This window comes from Photobacterium arenosum (genome assembly GCF_014841115.1).
Lineage (GTDB): Bacteria > Pseudomonadota > Gammaproteobacteria > Enterobacterales > Vibrionaceae > Photobacterium > Photobacterium arenosum.
Map to the genome: position 1 here is coordinate 47361 of NZ_JACYTP010000016.1, position 15327 is coordinate 62687.

Annotated in this window: 15 protein-coding genes; 12 read left to right on the top strand and 3 right to left on the bottom strand. The window is 51.9% G+C overall.

The window, feature by feature from the left end; genetic code table 11:
- Positions 1–9: 9 nt before the first annotated feature.
- The 5 genes from recQ to IFO68_RS19265 all read left to right on the top strand — a co-directional run bounded on the left by recQ (position 10) and on the right by IFO68_RS19265 (position 4167).
- Positions 10–1866, top strand: a complete 1857-nt coding sequence (gene recQ / locus IFO68_RS19245) for an ATP-dependent DNA helicase RecQ (RefSeq protein WP_192017414.1) — start codon at positions 10–12, stop codon at positions 1864–1866.
- Positions 1867–2150: 284 nt separating this feature from the next.
- Positions 2151–2468 (top strand): DUF3630 family protein, encoded by a 318-nt coding sequence (locus IFO68_RS19250; protein WP_192017415.1) that lies wholly within the window; start codon positions 2151–2153, stop codon positions 2466–2468.
- Between the two features lie 156 nt (positions 2469–2624).
- Positions 2625–3302 (top strand): 7-cyano-7-deazaguanine/7-aminomethyl-7-deazaguanine transporter, encoded by a 678-nt coding sequence (locus IFO68_RS19255; protein ID WP_192017416.1) that lies wholly within the window; start codon positions 2625–2627, stop codon positions 3300–3302.
- Between the two features lie 57 nt (positions 3303–3359).
- Positions 3360–3803, top strand: a complete 444-nt coding sequence (locus IFO68_RS19260) for a GNAT family N-acetyltransferase (protein ID WP_192017417.1) — start codon at positions 3360–3362, stop codon at positions 3801–3803.
- Between the two features lie 31 nt (positions 3804–3834).
- Positions 3835–4167: a hypothetical protein gene (locus IFO68_RS19265; protein WP_192017418.1), complete on the top strand. Its 333-nt coding sequence runs from the start codon at positions 3835–3837 to the stop codon at positions 4165–4167.
- 134 nt (positions 4168–4301) lie between these two features.
- On the opposite strand, the gene elbB is transcribed toward IFO68_RS19265, so the two are convergent.
- Positions 4302–4952, bottom strand: a complete 651-nt coding sequence (gene elbB / locus IFO68_RS19270) for an isoprenoid biosynthesis glyoxalase ElbB (RefSeq protein ID WP_192017419.1) — start codon at positions 4950–4952, stop codon at positions 4302–4304.
- 326 nt (positions 4953–5278) lie between these two features.
- Here elbB and polA point away from each other — a divergent pair, with 326 nt between their 5' ends.
- On the top strand, positions 5279–8065 hold the full coding sequence (polA, locus tag IFO68_RS19275; protein ID WP_192017420.1) for a DNA polymerase I: 2787 nt from the start codon (positions 5279–5281) through the stop codon (positions 8063–8065).
- Between the two features lie 198 nt (positions 8066–8263).
- Positions 8264–8317 (top strand): small protein SpfP, encoded by a 54-nt coding sequence (gene spfP / locus IFO68_RS22205; protein ID WP_442957015.1) that lies wholly within the window; start codon positions 8264–8266, stop codon positions 8315–8317.
- Between the two features lie 746 nt (positions 8318–9063).
- On the opposite strand, the gene yihA is transcribed toward spfP, so the two are convergent.
- A complete protein-coding gene (gene yihA / locus IFO68_RS19280; RefSeq protein ID WP_192017421.1) occupies positions 9064–9738 on the bottom strand; it encodes a ribosome biogenesis GTP-binding protein YihA/YsxC in 675 nt (224 codons plus the stop codon).
- A gap of 158 nt (positions 9739–9896) precedes the next feature.
- Here yihA and IFO68_RS19285 point away from each other — a divergent pair, with 158 nt between their 5' ends.
- The 4 genes from IFO68_RS19285 to IFO68_RS19300 all read left to right on the top strand — a co-directional run bounded on the left by IFO68_RS19285 (position 9897) and on the right by IFO68_RS19300 (position 12344).
- Entirely contained in the window at positions 9897–10514 is a 618-nt protein-coding gene (locus IFO68_RS19285; protein ID WP_192017422.1) for a c-type cytochrome, read from the top strand.
- 166 nt (positions 10515–10680) lie between these two features.
- Positions 10681–11325, top strand: a complete 645-nt coding sequence (locus tag IFO68_RS19290; protein WP_192017423.1) for a class I SAM-dependent methyltransferase — start codon at positions 10681–10683, stop codon at positions 11323–11325.
- A complete protein-coding gene (gene yihI, locus IFO68_RS19295; RefSeq protein WP_192017424.1) occupies positions 11322–11858 on the top strand; it encodes a Der GTPase-activating protein YihI in 537 nt (178 codons plus the stop codon). The genes IFO68_RS19290 and yihI overlap by 4 nt, the downstream gene beginning before the upstream one ends.
- A gap of 3 nt (positions 11859–11861) precedes the next feature.
- Positions 11862–12344 (top strand): DUF2489 domain-containing protein, encoded by a 483-nt coding sequence (locus IFO68_RS19300; protein ID WP_225445340.1) that lies wholly within the window; start codon positions 11862–11864, stop codon positions 12342–12344.
- A gap of 56 nt (positions 12345–12400) precedes the next feature.
- Here the strand turns inward: IFO68_RS19300 and IFO68_RS19305 are convergent, their stop codons facing one another.
- Complete coding sequence (locus tag IFO68_RS19305; protein ID WP_192017425.1) at positions 12401–13732, bottom strand: IS4 family transposase; 1332 nt, start codon at positions 13730–13732, stop codon at positions 12401–12403.
- A 216-nt stretch (positions 13733–13948) separates the two neighbouring features.
- On the opposite strand from IFO68_RS19305, the gene hemN reads away from it, so the two are divergent.
- Positions 13949–15322 (top strand): oxygen-independent coproporphyrinogen III oxidase, encoded by a 1374-nt coding sequence (gene hemN / locus IFO68_RS19310; protein WP_192017426.1) that lies wholly within the window; start codon positions 13949–13951, stop codon positions 15320–15322.
- Positions 15323–15327 lie beyond the last annotated feature (5 nt).

Here is a 15327-nt window from a genome sequence, read left to right on the forward strand (position 1 = left end):
AGTGAAGTCATGTCCGCCTCAACCCCTGATCTCAGCCGTGCCGTTTCATCCGCCAACAGTGAGCAGATTCTGCAGCAGGTGTTTGGCTATCAATCTTTCCGGCCCGGCCAGCAGGCGGTTATCGAAGCTGTGGCGTCAGGCCGTGATTGCCTGGTGATTTTACCGACCGGTGGCGGCAAGTCGCTCTGTTATCAGATTCCCGCTCTCGTACGCGAAGGGCTGACACTGGTCATTTCCCCGTTGATCTCACTGATGAAAGATCAGGTTGACCAATTGCAAGCCAATGGTGTAGCGGCAGGTTGCCTCAATTCAACCATGCCACCGGAAGCGATACACTCCACCTGGCAGGGGATGGCAGACGGAACCTTGAAGCTGGTTTACGTGTCGCCGGAACGAGTGGTGAGCCGGGATTTCATTGACCGGCTCAGTGGTTTGCCGGTTAGCCTGCTGGCCGTGGATGAAGCGCACTGTGTGTCCCAGTGGGGGCACGATTTTCGGCCTGAGTATGCGTCTTTGGGTATGCTCAAGCAACACTTCCCCGCCATGCCTGTCATTGCTCTGACCGCCACGGCCGATGACACCACCCGGCAGGACATCATAAGCCGGCTGGCGCTGGATGACCCTTTTACCCACCTGGGCAGCTTTGACCGCCCCAATATCCGCTATACCCTGCAGGAAAAGTACAAGCCGATGGCGCAACTGGTGCGCTTTTTAGCCAGCGTGCGGGGCCAGAGCGGTATTATTTACTGCAACAGCCGCAAAAAAGTGGAGCAGGTGGCGGAGAAGCTCGCTGAGCAGGGGGTACGTGCGGCGGCCTACCATGCCGGGCTGGAACACGACGAGCGAATCCGGGTGCAGGAAGGGTTCCAGCGCGATGACATTCAGGTTGTTGCCGCTACTGTGGCCTTCGGTATGGGGATCAACAAACCCAATGTCCGCTTCGTGGTGCATTTTGATATTCCGCGCAATATCGAATCTTATTACCAGGAAACCGGCCGTGCCGGGCGTGATGGCCTGCCTGCCGAAGCCGTGATGTTTTACGATCCGGCGGATCTGGCCTGGTTGCGCCGCTGTCTGGATGAGAAAGAGGAAGGCCCGCAAAAGCAGGTCGAAAGCCATAAGCTCAATGCCATGGGGGCGTTTGCCGAGGCGCAGACCTGTCGCCGCCAGGTGCTGTTGCATTACTTTGGCGAGCACAGTGAACACGCCTGCGGCAACTGCGATATCTGTATTGATCCGCCTCAGCATTTTGAGGCACTGGAAATGGCGCAGAAGGCGCTGTCCTGTGTCTACCGGGTGAATCAGCGCTTTGGGGTTCACCATGTGGTTGATGTACTGCGCGGCCTGCAAAACGCCAAAGTCCGGGAGCAGGGGCATGACAAGCTCAGCACCTACGGTATTGGCCGTGAGCACAGCCATGAATTCTGGGTCAGTATTGTGCGCCAGCTGATCCACCGCGGCTTCCTGACTCAGAACATAGTCAACAGTTCCACCCTGCAGCTGACCGAGAAAGCGCGCTCTGTGCTGCGCGGTGAGATCAGCCTCCAGCTCGCGGTACCGCGGATTGACAGCAGCTCGCGCGGCAATGCCCGTCAGGACAACCGGCTTAAACGCCAGTACGACAAGAAGCTGTTTTCCAAACTGCGGATGGTACGTAAAGCGATTGCCGACGAAGAATCGCTGCCGCCTTATGTGGTGTTCAATGATGCCAGCCTGATGGAAATGGCCGAGCGTTTACCGACTTCTGAAGGTGAATTGCTGGCCGTCAACGGTGTGGGTCAGCGGAAGCTGGAAAAATACGGCAAGGTCTTTTTATCGGTGATCGAAGAGCATTTGCTGGCTGCTGCTGAGTATCAAGTGGGCTGAGCCGGAGGCAAAAAAATACCGGACAATCGTCGATTATCCGGCAGAGAGTGTAGCAGAAACAAAATCCAGGATTTTGTTTACTACAAAACAGCTTGCGTATTGGGGTGAGAATGCAATTCATCACCTCAGTGTTACCCGGCTAGGCCTCCTGGCCGTCAAGGCAACCGGGCGATAAGACCACGAATCCCTGCTCATTGCTATGCCTTGCTTATGCTTTGATACGTTAATACACACTTACTTACACCATAACTGCCCGGCAGCGCCGGAGACTGGAAGGACACCCAATGACTTATCCGACTGATATCCGTTTTGGCGTTCGCGAACTGGACAACGCGCAAGGCTGTTTGCATCTGCAGACCCCGGATTTTGACTACGACAGCTTTGCCGATGTCGCGCAGGCACTGATCACTGTGCTGGGGGCGAGCGTGGTAGAAAAAGAGGCCAATGCCGATTTACATATCTGGCTGATCGATTTTGAAGGCTGCCGGATGATGCTGAAAGGCGAGCATTACAGTTCAGCGATGTGGCTGGAATTACTCAGCCGGGATGACGGCGACACGCTGGCTTTTCTGGCTGGTTGGCTCAAAAACTTGACTCAGTAATCAATTTTTAACAGCAAACGTTTGCCAAACCCTGTGGTGTCTTGGCAGTCGGATTGGTTACTGTATAATCAGCGCCTTTGGTGACAGCACTGTACATAAAATGTGCTGTTGGTGTGTTTGGGTTCCCTCGCCCCCATTTGACAAAAAGGTCTGTTGATGACGACTTCTCCTTTCTCGCCGGCCCAGCAGCGTCAGGCTCTGTGGATTCTGGTCTTGTTCCACCTGGTGATCATTGCCTCCAGCAACTATCTGGTTCAGATCCCCTTCACCCTGTTTGGTGTCCACACCACCTGGGGCGCTTTTACCTTCCCGTTTATTTTTCTGGCCACTGATCTGACGGTACGTATTTACGGCGCCGCCATGGCGCGTAAGATCATTACCCGGGTCATGCTGCCGGCTCTGGCGGTGTCTTATCTCCTCTCCGTGGTTTTCTATCAGGGCGCTTTTCAGGGGCTCGCGCCGCTGGGTGAGTTCAACCTCTTTGTGGCCCGGATCGCGATAGCCAGCTTTATGGCTTATCTGCTGGGGCAGATTCTGGATGTTTCTGTGTTTAATCGCCTGCGCCAGTGCAAGCAGTGGTGGATAGCGCCAACCTGCTCGACGGTATTCGGTAATGCCCTTGATACTATTGCTTTTTTCGCCATCGCCTTTTATCAGAGCCCGGATGCCTTCATGGCCGAACACTGGGTGGAAATTGCCCTGGTGGATTATGGCGTCAAACTGATCATCAGCCTGGGCCTGTTTGTGCCTATGTACGGCGTATTGCTCAATTATCTGGTGAAGCGTCTGACTGGTATTCGTTCCCAGCTTGAGCCCTCGCAGGGGCTGTCATAAACTCAAAGCCGGCAAGCGCCGGCTTTTTTGTCGGCGGCATCTGAGTTGGGGGCTGTGATGAAAATACGTGAAGCCAGTCTGGCTGAGGCGGCCAGCGTGCTGGCCAGAATCAAAGAATTTGATCACCCTGAAACAGAGCACAGTCTGGCAACCAGAGTACGCGGACGTTGTCCTTTGATTCTGGTAGCGGAAAAAGAAGGAAAGCTGGTGGGCGTGAAAATTGGCTACAGCCTGTCGGAAACCTGTTATTACAGCTGGCTTGGTGGCGTGGTCGCCGAAGGTCGTCACAATGGGGTGGCTCAGGCTCTGATGAGCACTCAGGAAGCCTGGGTTAAAGAGCAGGGCTATCTGGAGCTGAGAGTCAAATCCCGTAACCGTTACCCTTCGATGCTGAGATTGTTGTTGAGAAACGGTTATCAGATAGAGCATATGGAGAAGAAAGACGGCATAGAGGATTATCGGCTGCATTTCGTGAAAAGTTGGGATAAACAGGGTAAATGAAAATCATTCGCAAATAATGCTTGATCAATAAATGAGAATGGTTATTATTAACTTGCTTTCAGCGAGAAACGAACAGCAAGGCGTTTCTGGTCTGTCAGCACGACATTGCTCACATTGCTTCCAGTGTACTTTAGCGAAGGCAGATATTGAGTGTAGGGCTGAATATGTTGTCGACTTTTGCTTAGCGGTGCTTGTTTTCAAGCACCGCTTTTTCTTTTTTGTCTGCCAGAGAATGGGTAAAGCAAGCAATAAACAGGCGAAGGTATTGAATTTATTAATGAATGAAAATTATTATCAATTAACGCTTGCAAAGGTAATGAGAATGGTTATTATTACTTTGCACTCAGCGGGAAATAAGCAGTAACAGTTTCCGTATGAAGGCACGACATTGCTCACATTGCTTCCAGTAATACAGCTTGGTCAGGTTTTTGGTGTAGGGCTAAAAACAGTGACCACTTCTGCTGAGCGGCGCTTGTATAAAGCGCCGCTTTTTCTTTTTCAGGCCATTTTAACCAGTTGCTGTACCAGCTTGTTGATCCCGCTGGCAGCTTCTGAGATCGAGCCTGCCAGCATGTAAGCCGGAGTGCTTAACAGACAGCGTTCCTGATCCAGTACAAACTCATCGACAGGGCAGTCAATATGATCGCCGCCCATGGCGCGAAATGCACTGGCTACCTCTTTTTCATGCCCTATGGTGCCTTTTGCGCCCTTGCCATAAATCTGGGGGATCAATACCGGGGCAATACACAGATAAGCGGCCGGTTTCTGCGCCCGGGCAAATTCCTGGCAGGCACGCTTGACCTCGGGGTGGATCTGGCAGGATGCACCTTTGATGGCGAAGTCTGACAGGTTTTTCGCTGCCCCAAAGCCGCCCGGCAGCAGCAGGGCATCGAAGTCACGAGCGCTTAATTCAGCCACATCCTGGATCTGACCCCGGGCAATGCGCGAAGCTTCGATCAGCACATTGCGTGTTTCATTCATCGGCTCGCCGGTAATATGGTTAATCACATGGTGCTGATCCACGTTCGGGGCAAAACAGTGCCAGCTGGCACCGGCCTGCTCTATGGCATACAGCGCCAGCACAGCTTCATGGATCTCGCTGCCGTCAAAGACGCCGGAACCGCTTAATATCACTGCAACCTTTTTCATCTTGGCCTCCTTTTTGTTCAACCTTGGGGAATTTGGCATCGCTTTGACCGATTACACCGCCATCTGATAACTTTTTCCACACTTGATGATCTTTTCAGGATCAAGGGTTGTTTTTGGTTATATGTTTTAAGTATATGATTTTTAAATTATTTAAATCATCTTTCTCAGGTTATTCAAAAAAAGATCATCAGGCTTATTCCAAAAACTCACAAACTTATCCACAGGTGGAGTGATCCAGGTAGGAAAAAACTTCTGTTAACACTCGGCACATCTCATGGCATCCTAAGACCCTGATCCTTTTATCTTCCAGATACAGACAATCCATTATGGCAACTATTCCAGAAAATCCACTGATCCTGATCGATGGTTCCTCGTATCTTTATCGCGCTTATCATGCCTCGCCCAATTTCACTAACTCAGATGGTGAACCAACCGGTGCTGTGTATGGCGTGGTAAATATGTTGCGTAGCATGCTGCGTCAATTTGCGACGGAACACATTGCTGTTGTCTTTGATGCCAAAGGCAAGACCTTCCGCGATGAGCTATATCCCGAGTATAAAGCGCATCGCCCGCCTATGCCGGATGATTTGCGTGCGCAGATAGAACCCTTGCACGCCATTATTAAAGCCATGGGTCTGCCACTGATATGCGAACCCGGGGTAGAGGCTGATGATGTCATCGGCACGCTGGCTTGTCAGGCTTCCCAGGCCGGGATGCCTGTGCTGATCAGCACAGGTGATAAAGACATGGCGCAGCTGGTGGATGAGAACGTTACCCTGATCAACACCATGACGGGTGTGGTGATGGATCCTGACGGGGTACGGGAAAAGTTTGGTATCGGTCCGGAACTGATCATTGATTATCTGGCCCTGATGGGAGACAAGGTCGACAACATTCCCGGTGTGCCTGGCGTGGGTGACAAGACAGCAACGGCCCTGCTGACCGGGATTGGCGGCCTGAAAGATCTGTATGACAACCTGGATGCCATTGCGGCGCTGGGCTTTCGCGGCTCTAAAACCATGGCCAAGAAACTGGAAGAGAACCGCGAAGCGGCTTTGATGTCGTATGAGCTGGCAACCATCAAGCTGGATGTAGAACTCGAATTCGGTCCGCATGAGCTGCAAAAAGGCACCCCGGATATCGATGAGCTGACCCGGCTGTTCGGCAAACTGCAATTTCGTCGCTGGCTGGCAGAAATGCTTGACGGCAGCGATGGCCGCATTATTGCTGATGGCGCAGCCACCATTGCGACACAAGACAGTGAGCCGGCACAACCTGCAGCGCCAGCCCCTGTGATTGATCGTAGCGGTTATGAAGTGGTGCTGGATGAGGCCCGCTTTAGCGAGTGGCTGGCGATACTCAAGCAGTCTGATGTCTTTGCTTTTGATACCGAAACGGACAACTTAGATTACATGGTCGCTAATCTGGTCGGGCTGTCTTTTGCGGCGGAAGAAGGCAAAGCGGCTTATGTACCTGTGGCCCATGATTATCTGGATGCGCCGTCGCAGCTGGACCGCGACTGGGTGATCGCCCAGTTGAAACCTTTGCTGGAAGACCCGGAGCAGGCCAAAGTAGGCCAGAACCTGAAATATGACGCCAGCGTCCTGGCGCGTTATGGGGTTGCCATGCAGGGCATACGCTTCGACACCATGCTGGAGTCGTATGTGTACAACAGCGTGGTGGGCCGCCATGATATGGACAGCCTGTCTCTGCGTTATCTGGAACACAAAACCATCAGTTTCGAAGACATTGCCGGCAAAGGTAAGAAACAGCTGACTTTCAACCAGATCGATCTGGAGCAGGCCGGCCCTTATGCGGCGGAAGATGCGGATATCACCCTGCGTCTGCACAACCTGCTGATCGGCAAGCTCGATGCGGATCCTAAACTGAAAAGCGTACTGGAAGACATCGAAATGCCGCTGGTGCCAGTACTGTCTCGCATGGAGCGCACTGGTGTGCTGCTCGATGCCGGTAAGCTGACCGCGCAGTCGCAGGAAATTGCGGTGCGGTTAGATGAGATCCAGGCGAAAGCCTACGAAGTGGCTGGTGAGGAGTTTAACCTCAGCTCGCCAAAACAGCTGCAGGCGATTCTGTTTGAGAAAATGGGCTTGCCTGTGGTCAAGAAAACCCCTTCCGGTACCCCATCGACCAATGAAGAAGTGCTGCAGGAGCTGGCGTTGGATTACCCGCTGCCTAAGCTGCTGCTGGAACATCGCGGGCTGGCGAAACTCAAATCGACCTACACTGACAAACTGCCGCGCATGATTAACCCGGCCACCAAACGGGTACATACGTCATACCATCAAGCCGTTGCGGCCACGGGACGTCTGTCGTCGACCGATCCGAATCTGCAGAACATTCCTATCCGCAACGAAGAAGGCCGCCGGATCCGCCAAGCCTTTACAGCACCGGAAGGCTACAAGATTCTGGCGGTCGACTACTCTCAGATTGAACTGAGGATCATGGCCCATCTGTCCGGCGACAAGGCGCTGCTCGATGCCTTCCGTCACGGCAAAGATATCCACGCCGCGACTGCGGCCGAGATCCTCGGCCTGCCGATTGAAGAGGTCACCAGCGAACAGCGCCGGCGTGCCAAAGCCATCAACTTTGGTTTGATTTACGGCATGAGTGCCTTTGGTCTGGCAAAACAGCTGGGGATGGGCCGGAACGAGGCGCAGCAATACATGAATGTGTATTTTGAGCGCTACCCGGGTGTGCTGGAATATATGGAAAGCACCCGTACCCAGGCCAGCGAGCAAGGGTATGTCGAAACTCTGTTTGGCCGTCGTCTCTATCTGCCGGACATTAAATCGCGCAATGCCATTCGCCGCAAAGCGGCGGAGCGGGCGGCGATCAATGCCCCGATGCAGGGCACGGCGGCGGATATCATCAAACGTGCCATGGTGGCCGTCGATAACTGGATTCAGACACAAGACAGCGAGCGTGTCCGTTTGTTGATGCAGGTACACGATGAGCTGGTGTTTGAAGTGAAAGAATCTGAGCTGGAGAGTGTGGCGAAATCGGTGTGCGAGCTGATGGAAGCCGCTGCCGAGCTGGATGTGCCACTTATCGCGGATGCAGGCAGCGGTGACAACTGGGATCAGGCGCATTAATCCTCCTCAGCGTGAACCGTGAAACATGTAATAAAATCGTCAAAAACCGGCCAGCAGGCCGGTTTTTTTCAATCTGAGTCAGGGTTTATCAAATTTTTGTATAATTTAATTACGTCTCATATGAAAAAAAACTACGAAAAGGGCTTTTTTTCTCTGCACACTTGATATACAGTTATCGGCGTAGGGTACAGAGGTAAGATGTTCTATCTTTCAGACCTTTTGTTTCACGTTATTGGATTTGGCTTTTTTTAGCCGCCCTGGTCATTTGGCCAGGGCGTTTTTATTTGTGGCCGGCCCAATCATTATCCGTTTTCATCTCCCGACTGTTGCTCATTCTCTCCCGCATAAGCTATCCCTCTACTGGCAGTATTTGCTGATACTTTACGCATCTTTGCCCGGAATCGCGGCTAATCTGGCTCCTCAGCCCGGTGTCACTGATGTTGTGGTTTCTCTGCCGGATGACCCGATGGATAATAATTAGAGTAATTACTTTAATTATGTTAATGAGGCGTTTATAATGAAGCCTGCTTCTTGTTCATATTTGTCGGACTGAGTGAATACATTGCCAGCCGACCTATCCATGATCCGGCCACCCGTTTTTGGGTGGCTTTTTTTTGTCATTTTGCCATGTTTCTGTAATTTAGTTCCAAATTGAGCGGTTCAGGTAAATCAGGGGATGACTTAATTTGCAGAATGAAACAATTGGCTGAGCTTTTGGCCTGAGTCGGGCAAAAGTGCATGTTATGTCAGAGGGGAGCTATGGAAAATCAGGAATCAGAGGGGAACAAACGCCCAGATTTCGTATAAAAAACTTGCGTTGGCTGGTTAAATCATTAATCCTTTCTGAACAAATATAAAAACCTCCTATTTCTCTCCCGTTGCCCCATCGTTCCGGTGGGGACATTTTTATCTGGCGTTCGTCAATGGTCTGACCGGTGCGAAAGTGAGAAAAATGGCGGGTTGATGCCTGATCGGGCGATCAGGCATATTGATAGAGGTTATTCTGCGTCCGGCTCCATACCGTCCTGTTCAATATTCTCTGCCTCCAGCAAGGCCTGCTGACGGGCCAGTTCCGGGGCAAACCAGATATCGAGTTTGCGGCGGACCTGATCAACACCTATGCCTTTCAGAGCAGAAAAATTCTCGACTTCCACATCGCCACCAAAGGCCAGCGCGGCTTCGCGAATTTTCAGCAACTGCGCTTTACGGGCACCGCTTTTGAGTTTGTCCGCTTTGGTCAGCAGGACCAGTACCGGCAAATGGCTTTCCACTGCCCAGTAAATCATTTGCTGGTCGAGATCTTTCATCGGATGGCGGATATCCATTAACACCACCAGTCCCTGCAGGCATTCGCGTTTTTGCAGGTATTCACCCAGTGCGGCCTGCCATTTCTTCTTCATCTCAAGCGGCACCTGAGCATAACCATAGCCTGGCAGGTCAATCAGGTTACAGCCGGTTCTGACTTCAAACATGTTGATCAACTGGGTACGACCTGGGGTCTTTGAGGTACGTGCCAGGCCTTTCTGATCAGTCAGACGATTTAAAGCACTTGATTTACCAGCATTAGATCGGCCAGCAAATGCAATCTCAACGCCTTTATCCAAAGGAAGGTGGCGGATGTCCGGAGCACTGGTAATAAAATGGGTTTGTCTGTAGTTGAGAGGGGAATTCACTGTTAACTCCGTCAAGTCTTCTGGTCGTCGACTAATTACTTTTATGCGAAAGTGTGTAAAATGTACCACTAACCCTGCTTGGTTAGTGGTGCATTGTATACCATGTTGCTAAGCAATACTTGTGGTACTGGAAGCTCAATAATTATAAACGGAATGTCATGAAGAAATTAGCATTGATATTTACACTTCTTGCCAGTTGCACAAGCTGGGCCCAGGGAGATGTTGAAGCTGGAAAAGCAAAAGCAGCGACATGTGCAGCATGCCATGGCGCTGATGGAAAAGGTATCACAGGACAATACCCCAACCTTGCGGGTCAGCACCCACGTTATCTGGAGAAGCAGCTGAAGGAATTCAAGCTGGCGATGACGACTGGTGGTGAACAAGGGCGTAATGATCCTGTGATGGGCGGCATGGCGATGCCATTGTCTGAACAAGACATGGCGGATCTGGCGGCTTACTTCAATTCCCTGCCTGCGATTGAAGGCACTACCACTGAGAGCTCGATCGAAATCGGTCAGCAGCTTTATCGTGTGGGTGATGCCGACCGTGGAATTGCGGCCTGTACGGCGTGCCACGGTCCGCGGGGTAATGGCACCAGCCTGTCTGGTTTCCCGGATATTTCCGGACAGCCTGCGGAATACATCAAGAAACAGTTGACCATGTTCCGCGAAGGCCAGCGCAGCAATGATATGAACGCTATGATGCGTTCAGTTGCAGCGAAACTGAGTGATAAGGAAATCGACGCCTTGTCACAGTACGTTGGCGGTCTTCACTGATCACACACTCAGTATCGCAAGCTTCGCAGTGTAATAAAGGCAGCTCAGGCTGCCTTTTTTACTGGCTGGGATTCACCGCGCTGTCCGTTTCTCAATCGGCGCAGGTCTGCTATCATACGCGGCTTGATTTTGACCGCGCCGGAAATCCTGGCTCAAGGAGATGCTGATGACGGTTTGTACCTTATGCGACAGCGCAACCATTCAGGTTTATCATCAAGATAATCGGCGGGCCTATTTTCAATGCCGGGCCTGCAGTCTGGTGTTTGCGGACCCGGCCTCGCATCTGACACCTGAGCAGGAAAAAGCGGTCTACGATCAGCATGAAAACCATGTTGAAGATGAAGGGTATCGCCGCTTCCTCAGCCGGCTGGCCGCACCGCTTAGTGCGCGTTTGCCGCCAGGGCCGCTGGATGGCCTGGATTTCGGCTGCGGGCCTGGACCTGCTCTGGCAAGCATGCTTCGTGAGCAGGGACATCAGGTTGCTGTTTATGACCCCTATTTTGCCCCGGATACCGGTGCGCTGGCATCTCAGTATGACTTTGTCACCTGTACCGAGGCGATTGAACATTTTTATACCCCGGCCCGTGAATGGCAGTTGCTGCTGTCATTGGTCAAGCCGGGCGGCTGGCTGGGATTGATGACTAAGCTGGCAACCGATGCCGAGGCATTTAGCCGCTGGCATTACAAGAATGATCCCACCCACGTCAGCTTTTTCAGCCAAGAGACGTTCCGTTATCTGGCACAGCGAGATGGGCTGACGGTGGAATTTATTGGTAACGATGTAATTATGCTGAGGAAAAATCAGTCATGACCCGTAAGAAAAGAGGCCGTAAACCTGGCTCTGAAGGCCCGGCGCAGTTCGTAGAAAAGAGTGTCAGCCAGCAAGACCTGGATGGCCGTGCCCGTCAGAAAGCCCGTAAGCGTAAAGGCTTGAAAGCGGGCAGCCGCCACTCAGATGCTGATGCTCAGAATGCGCATCGTCAGGGGCAGGCGAAAGATCCTCGCCACGGCAGTAAAAAACCTGTGCCACTGATTGTTGAGCCAAAAGCCACCAAGCAGGCGCGCCGCATGAGTGCCGAGCAGGAACTGGCAATGCTGGAGAATGATCCGCAGCTGATGGCACTGTTGGACCGTCTCGATGCCGGCGAAAAACTGGGTGCCGGCCTGCAGAAGCAGGTTGACCAGAAACTGGACCGTATTGAGCAGCTGATGAAACAGCTGGGTCTGTACGAAGAAGAACAGGATGAAGCCGAGGATCAAATCGCCGCCGGGGATGCCCGCAGCGAAGAAGATCTGCTCGATGATTTTGAAAATACCCGTTGGGACGATTTCGATAAGGAGTAAGCCTTGCAGGATCTGAAACTCTGGTTGTTAGTGGCAGGAAGCCTGATTGTTGTGGCACTGGCGGCCTACGCCGGTTATCTGCTCTACCAGCTGTATTTACAAAAGCAGCGCCATAAGGCTTTTATAGCCCGCGCAGAGCAGCAACAGAGCGAGGCAATTGCGCAGCGAAATAGCAATATTCTGGAAAGTGTCTACATCATTGCGCAAGCCGGACGGCAGGAGCAGTGTGACATGTCGGAAATTGCCATTCGCCTGTACAAGCTGATGACAGTCCTGCAGGCCGATCGCAGCGTCAACTTTTCCGCCCAGTATCCGGCTTTGTTTGAGCTGTATAAAGTGGTTGAAGAGATGCCGCGTGGTGATGAACGCAAAGCCCTGGCCAAGCAGGAGCGGATGAAAGACGATCTGCTGCGCATGAAAGCTGAGTCACGGCTGTTTGATGCGATACAGTCGGAACTGACTCAGATCCTGGCGCAAAAGGCCTGACCCAGAGCCTGCGAGTGAAATGAAAAACCCAGTGGCTGGCCACTAACGCCACTCGCTTAAGAGCGAGTGGCGTTCTTATCCCTCTTCCGTACCGGATATTTTGCTGTTTTCTTGAGTACTGCTCTGGGGTAGGGCTTTCTTTTCCGCTTGTTGGGCAGGATCAATCTTTTCCCGTTTTCCCTCAATATTTTCAAGTTTTTCGGTATCGTGCCAGGTGTTCGACCATCCGCCCAAACAAATTCATCTTGTATTAAATACAATGCATTGATGAAGCTTATTCTTAACGGTTCTACGCTATGTTCTCTGGCCATCTCGGCCATTTCTAAACGTACGATATTGTAAGAAATCAGAATTCCCCAAAGCTCCTGATAGATACCTTCGCTTTTTAAACTTATCAAAAGCGGTTTGTTCTGTAATTGATACTGTTTTAACTCACCGTAACCACGTTCAATTTCCCAACGCTGCCAATAGACTTCAACGAGCTCTTTGAGTGCATACTGCTTTGGACACAAGCAAGAAGTGATGAATCCTTTAATTTCACCTTTTGGTGATGGGATAAGCACCAGTCGAGCACGCCATGTCTGCCCTAAATGAGGCGCCTGCTCTTGTGCCTGAGGGGAGATGGGCATTTCAATCAGATGGTCATAATCGCTATAAGACTCGATAATTTCATACCTGCATTTGGACTTTATGGGGGTTAGCCAGTGCGTGTTTTGGCCGGTTCCCTGCCAGCTTAGAAACAGCTCTGCTGACATAAACCCCCGGTCAAATAACGTGAGCGAATTTTCTGGCGCCGAGCCGATAAGCTGTTGTGCGTAAGAAATTTCACTGTTGGTTACAGGGCCAAAGGCCGCATCTGACAGTATATGGTTTCTGGTCGACATCAGTGTTACAGCCAGAACGGAGGGGAAGGAGGCCGATTTTTGAGCATATCCAAACGCCTGATTACTCGGTGTATCATGGGTCTTAAAATAGGTGCCATCTACACTGAGCACTTTAAGCCCGCAGATTTGGTCAAATTCACACTGCTTTTCCCATTGCGCGGCTGTGTGTTTGAATAAATATTGCATTGGTTTGGCACCGAGTTTTTCTTTTCCCTTAATAATACTGCTTGTCGCTAAAGGCGGCAGCTCTCCTTTCGAGTCCGGAAAGGCGAGTTCAAGTTTGTCGCAAACGTTCTGAATAGAGCGATTTCTAAGTAATCCAATCCCCAGTACCAGCCACACAGCCTGCTCGGCTGGGAAACGTCGTTTACGAACAGAAGCTCGCCCTGTCTGTTGAACAGCTTCTTCTACCCACTCTAAGGGAATGTGCTTAGCAAAAGTATTGATATGGTGGTCTTGGCAGAACTCAGCGGTGATATGCAGTTCTTTAGAAAATTCAGACATAAAAAAATCGGCCTCAACAAAGTTGAGACCGATTATGAAGCCTACAGAGGATCGTTCAATGACTTAAAACGATCGGCATTAGTGGCTGGCCACTGGGTTTTTTGTATGCCGGTCGGCCTAATCCGAGCTGTTTTTGTTATCGATCAATAATCGGGCGGCGGCCTCATGCTAGCTTGGCGGATTGACTTGGCAGAACGTCTGTGAGGTAACGCCGCGATGACAGAGCAATCCATGATTTGGGATCAGGCACTGATCGAAAAATATAACTATTCAGGCCCCCGCTACACCTCGTATCCAACGGCCCTGGAGTTTCAGCCCAACTTTACCGCCGCGGCGTTTTCCGCCGCCTGCCAGCGTTATCCCGAGCGCCGTTTGTCGCTCTATATCCACATTCCGTTCTGTCACACCCTTTGCTATTACTGCGGCTGTAATAAAGTCATTACCCGGCATGCGCATAAGGCCGACATCTATCTGGCGGCACTGGACATTGAGATTCGCCAGCGTGCAGCGCTGATGCGTGGCCGGGAAGTCAGTCAGCTGCACCTGGGCGGCGGGACGCCCACTTTTCTGACCAAGCCGCAACTTACCCGGCTGATGGCACAGCTGCGCGCCTCCTTCACCCTGCAGCCGGATGCGGAAATCAGCATAGAAGTCGACCCGCGCCGGATAGAGCTGGATGTGCTGGATCATCTTCGGGCGGAAGGCTTTAACCGCCTGAGTATCGGTGTGCAGGATTTCGATAAAGAGGTTCAGCAGCTGGTTAACCGCGAGCAGGACAGAGATTTTATTGAAGCTTTGGTCAATCGAGCCAGGGAATTGGGTTTCCGCTCGACCAATCTGGATCTGATATACGGTTTGCCGAAACAGAACAATGCCCGTTTCGTTAACACTCTGGAGCAGGTGCTGGCGATGAAACCGGGGCGCTTGTCTGTGTTTAACTATGCCCACATGCCGTCACTGTTTGCCGCCCAGCGAAAAATCAAAGACGCCGATTTACCGGCGCCGTCAGAAAAGCTGGCGATGCTGCACAGCACCATTGAGACCCTGACCGCTGGCGGTTATCAGTTTATCGGTATGGACCATTTTGCCCTGCCGGAAGACGAACTGGCCGTGGCCCAGCGCGAAGGCAAGCTGCACCGCAATTTTCAGGGCTACACCACCCAGGGGGATTGCGATTTGCTGGGACTCGGGGTGTCCGCGATATCGATGATTGGCGACAGCTATGGCCAGAACCAGAAAGAGCTGAATGCTTACTATGCCGACATTGAATCGCACCAGCATGCCCTGTGGAAAGGGGTGAACCTGACCGCCGATGATCTGCTGCGCCGTGAGGTGATTAAAACCCTGATTTGTCAGTTTGAGTTATCGATAACGGATATTGAGCAGCGCTATGGCATTAGCTTTGCGGACTATTTTGCCCAAGACTTGTCGCTGCTGCAGACGTTTATCGATGACGGTCTGGTTGCTGTGACAGGTGAGCGGATTGCAGTCGCCGCCAAAGGGCGGTTGCTGATCCGCAATATCTGTATGTGCTTTGATATCTATCTGCGCCAGCGCGCCCGCCAGCAGCAGTTTTCACGGGTGATCTGACCCTT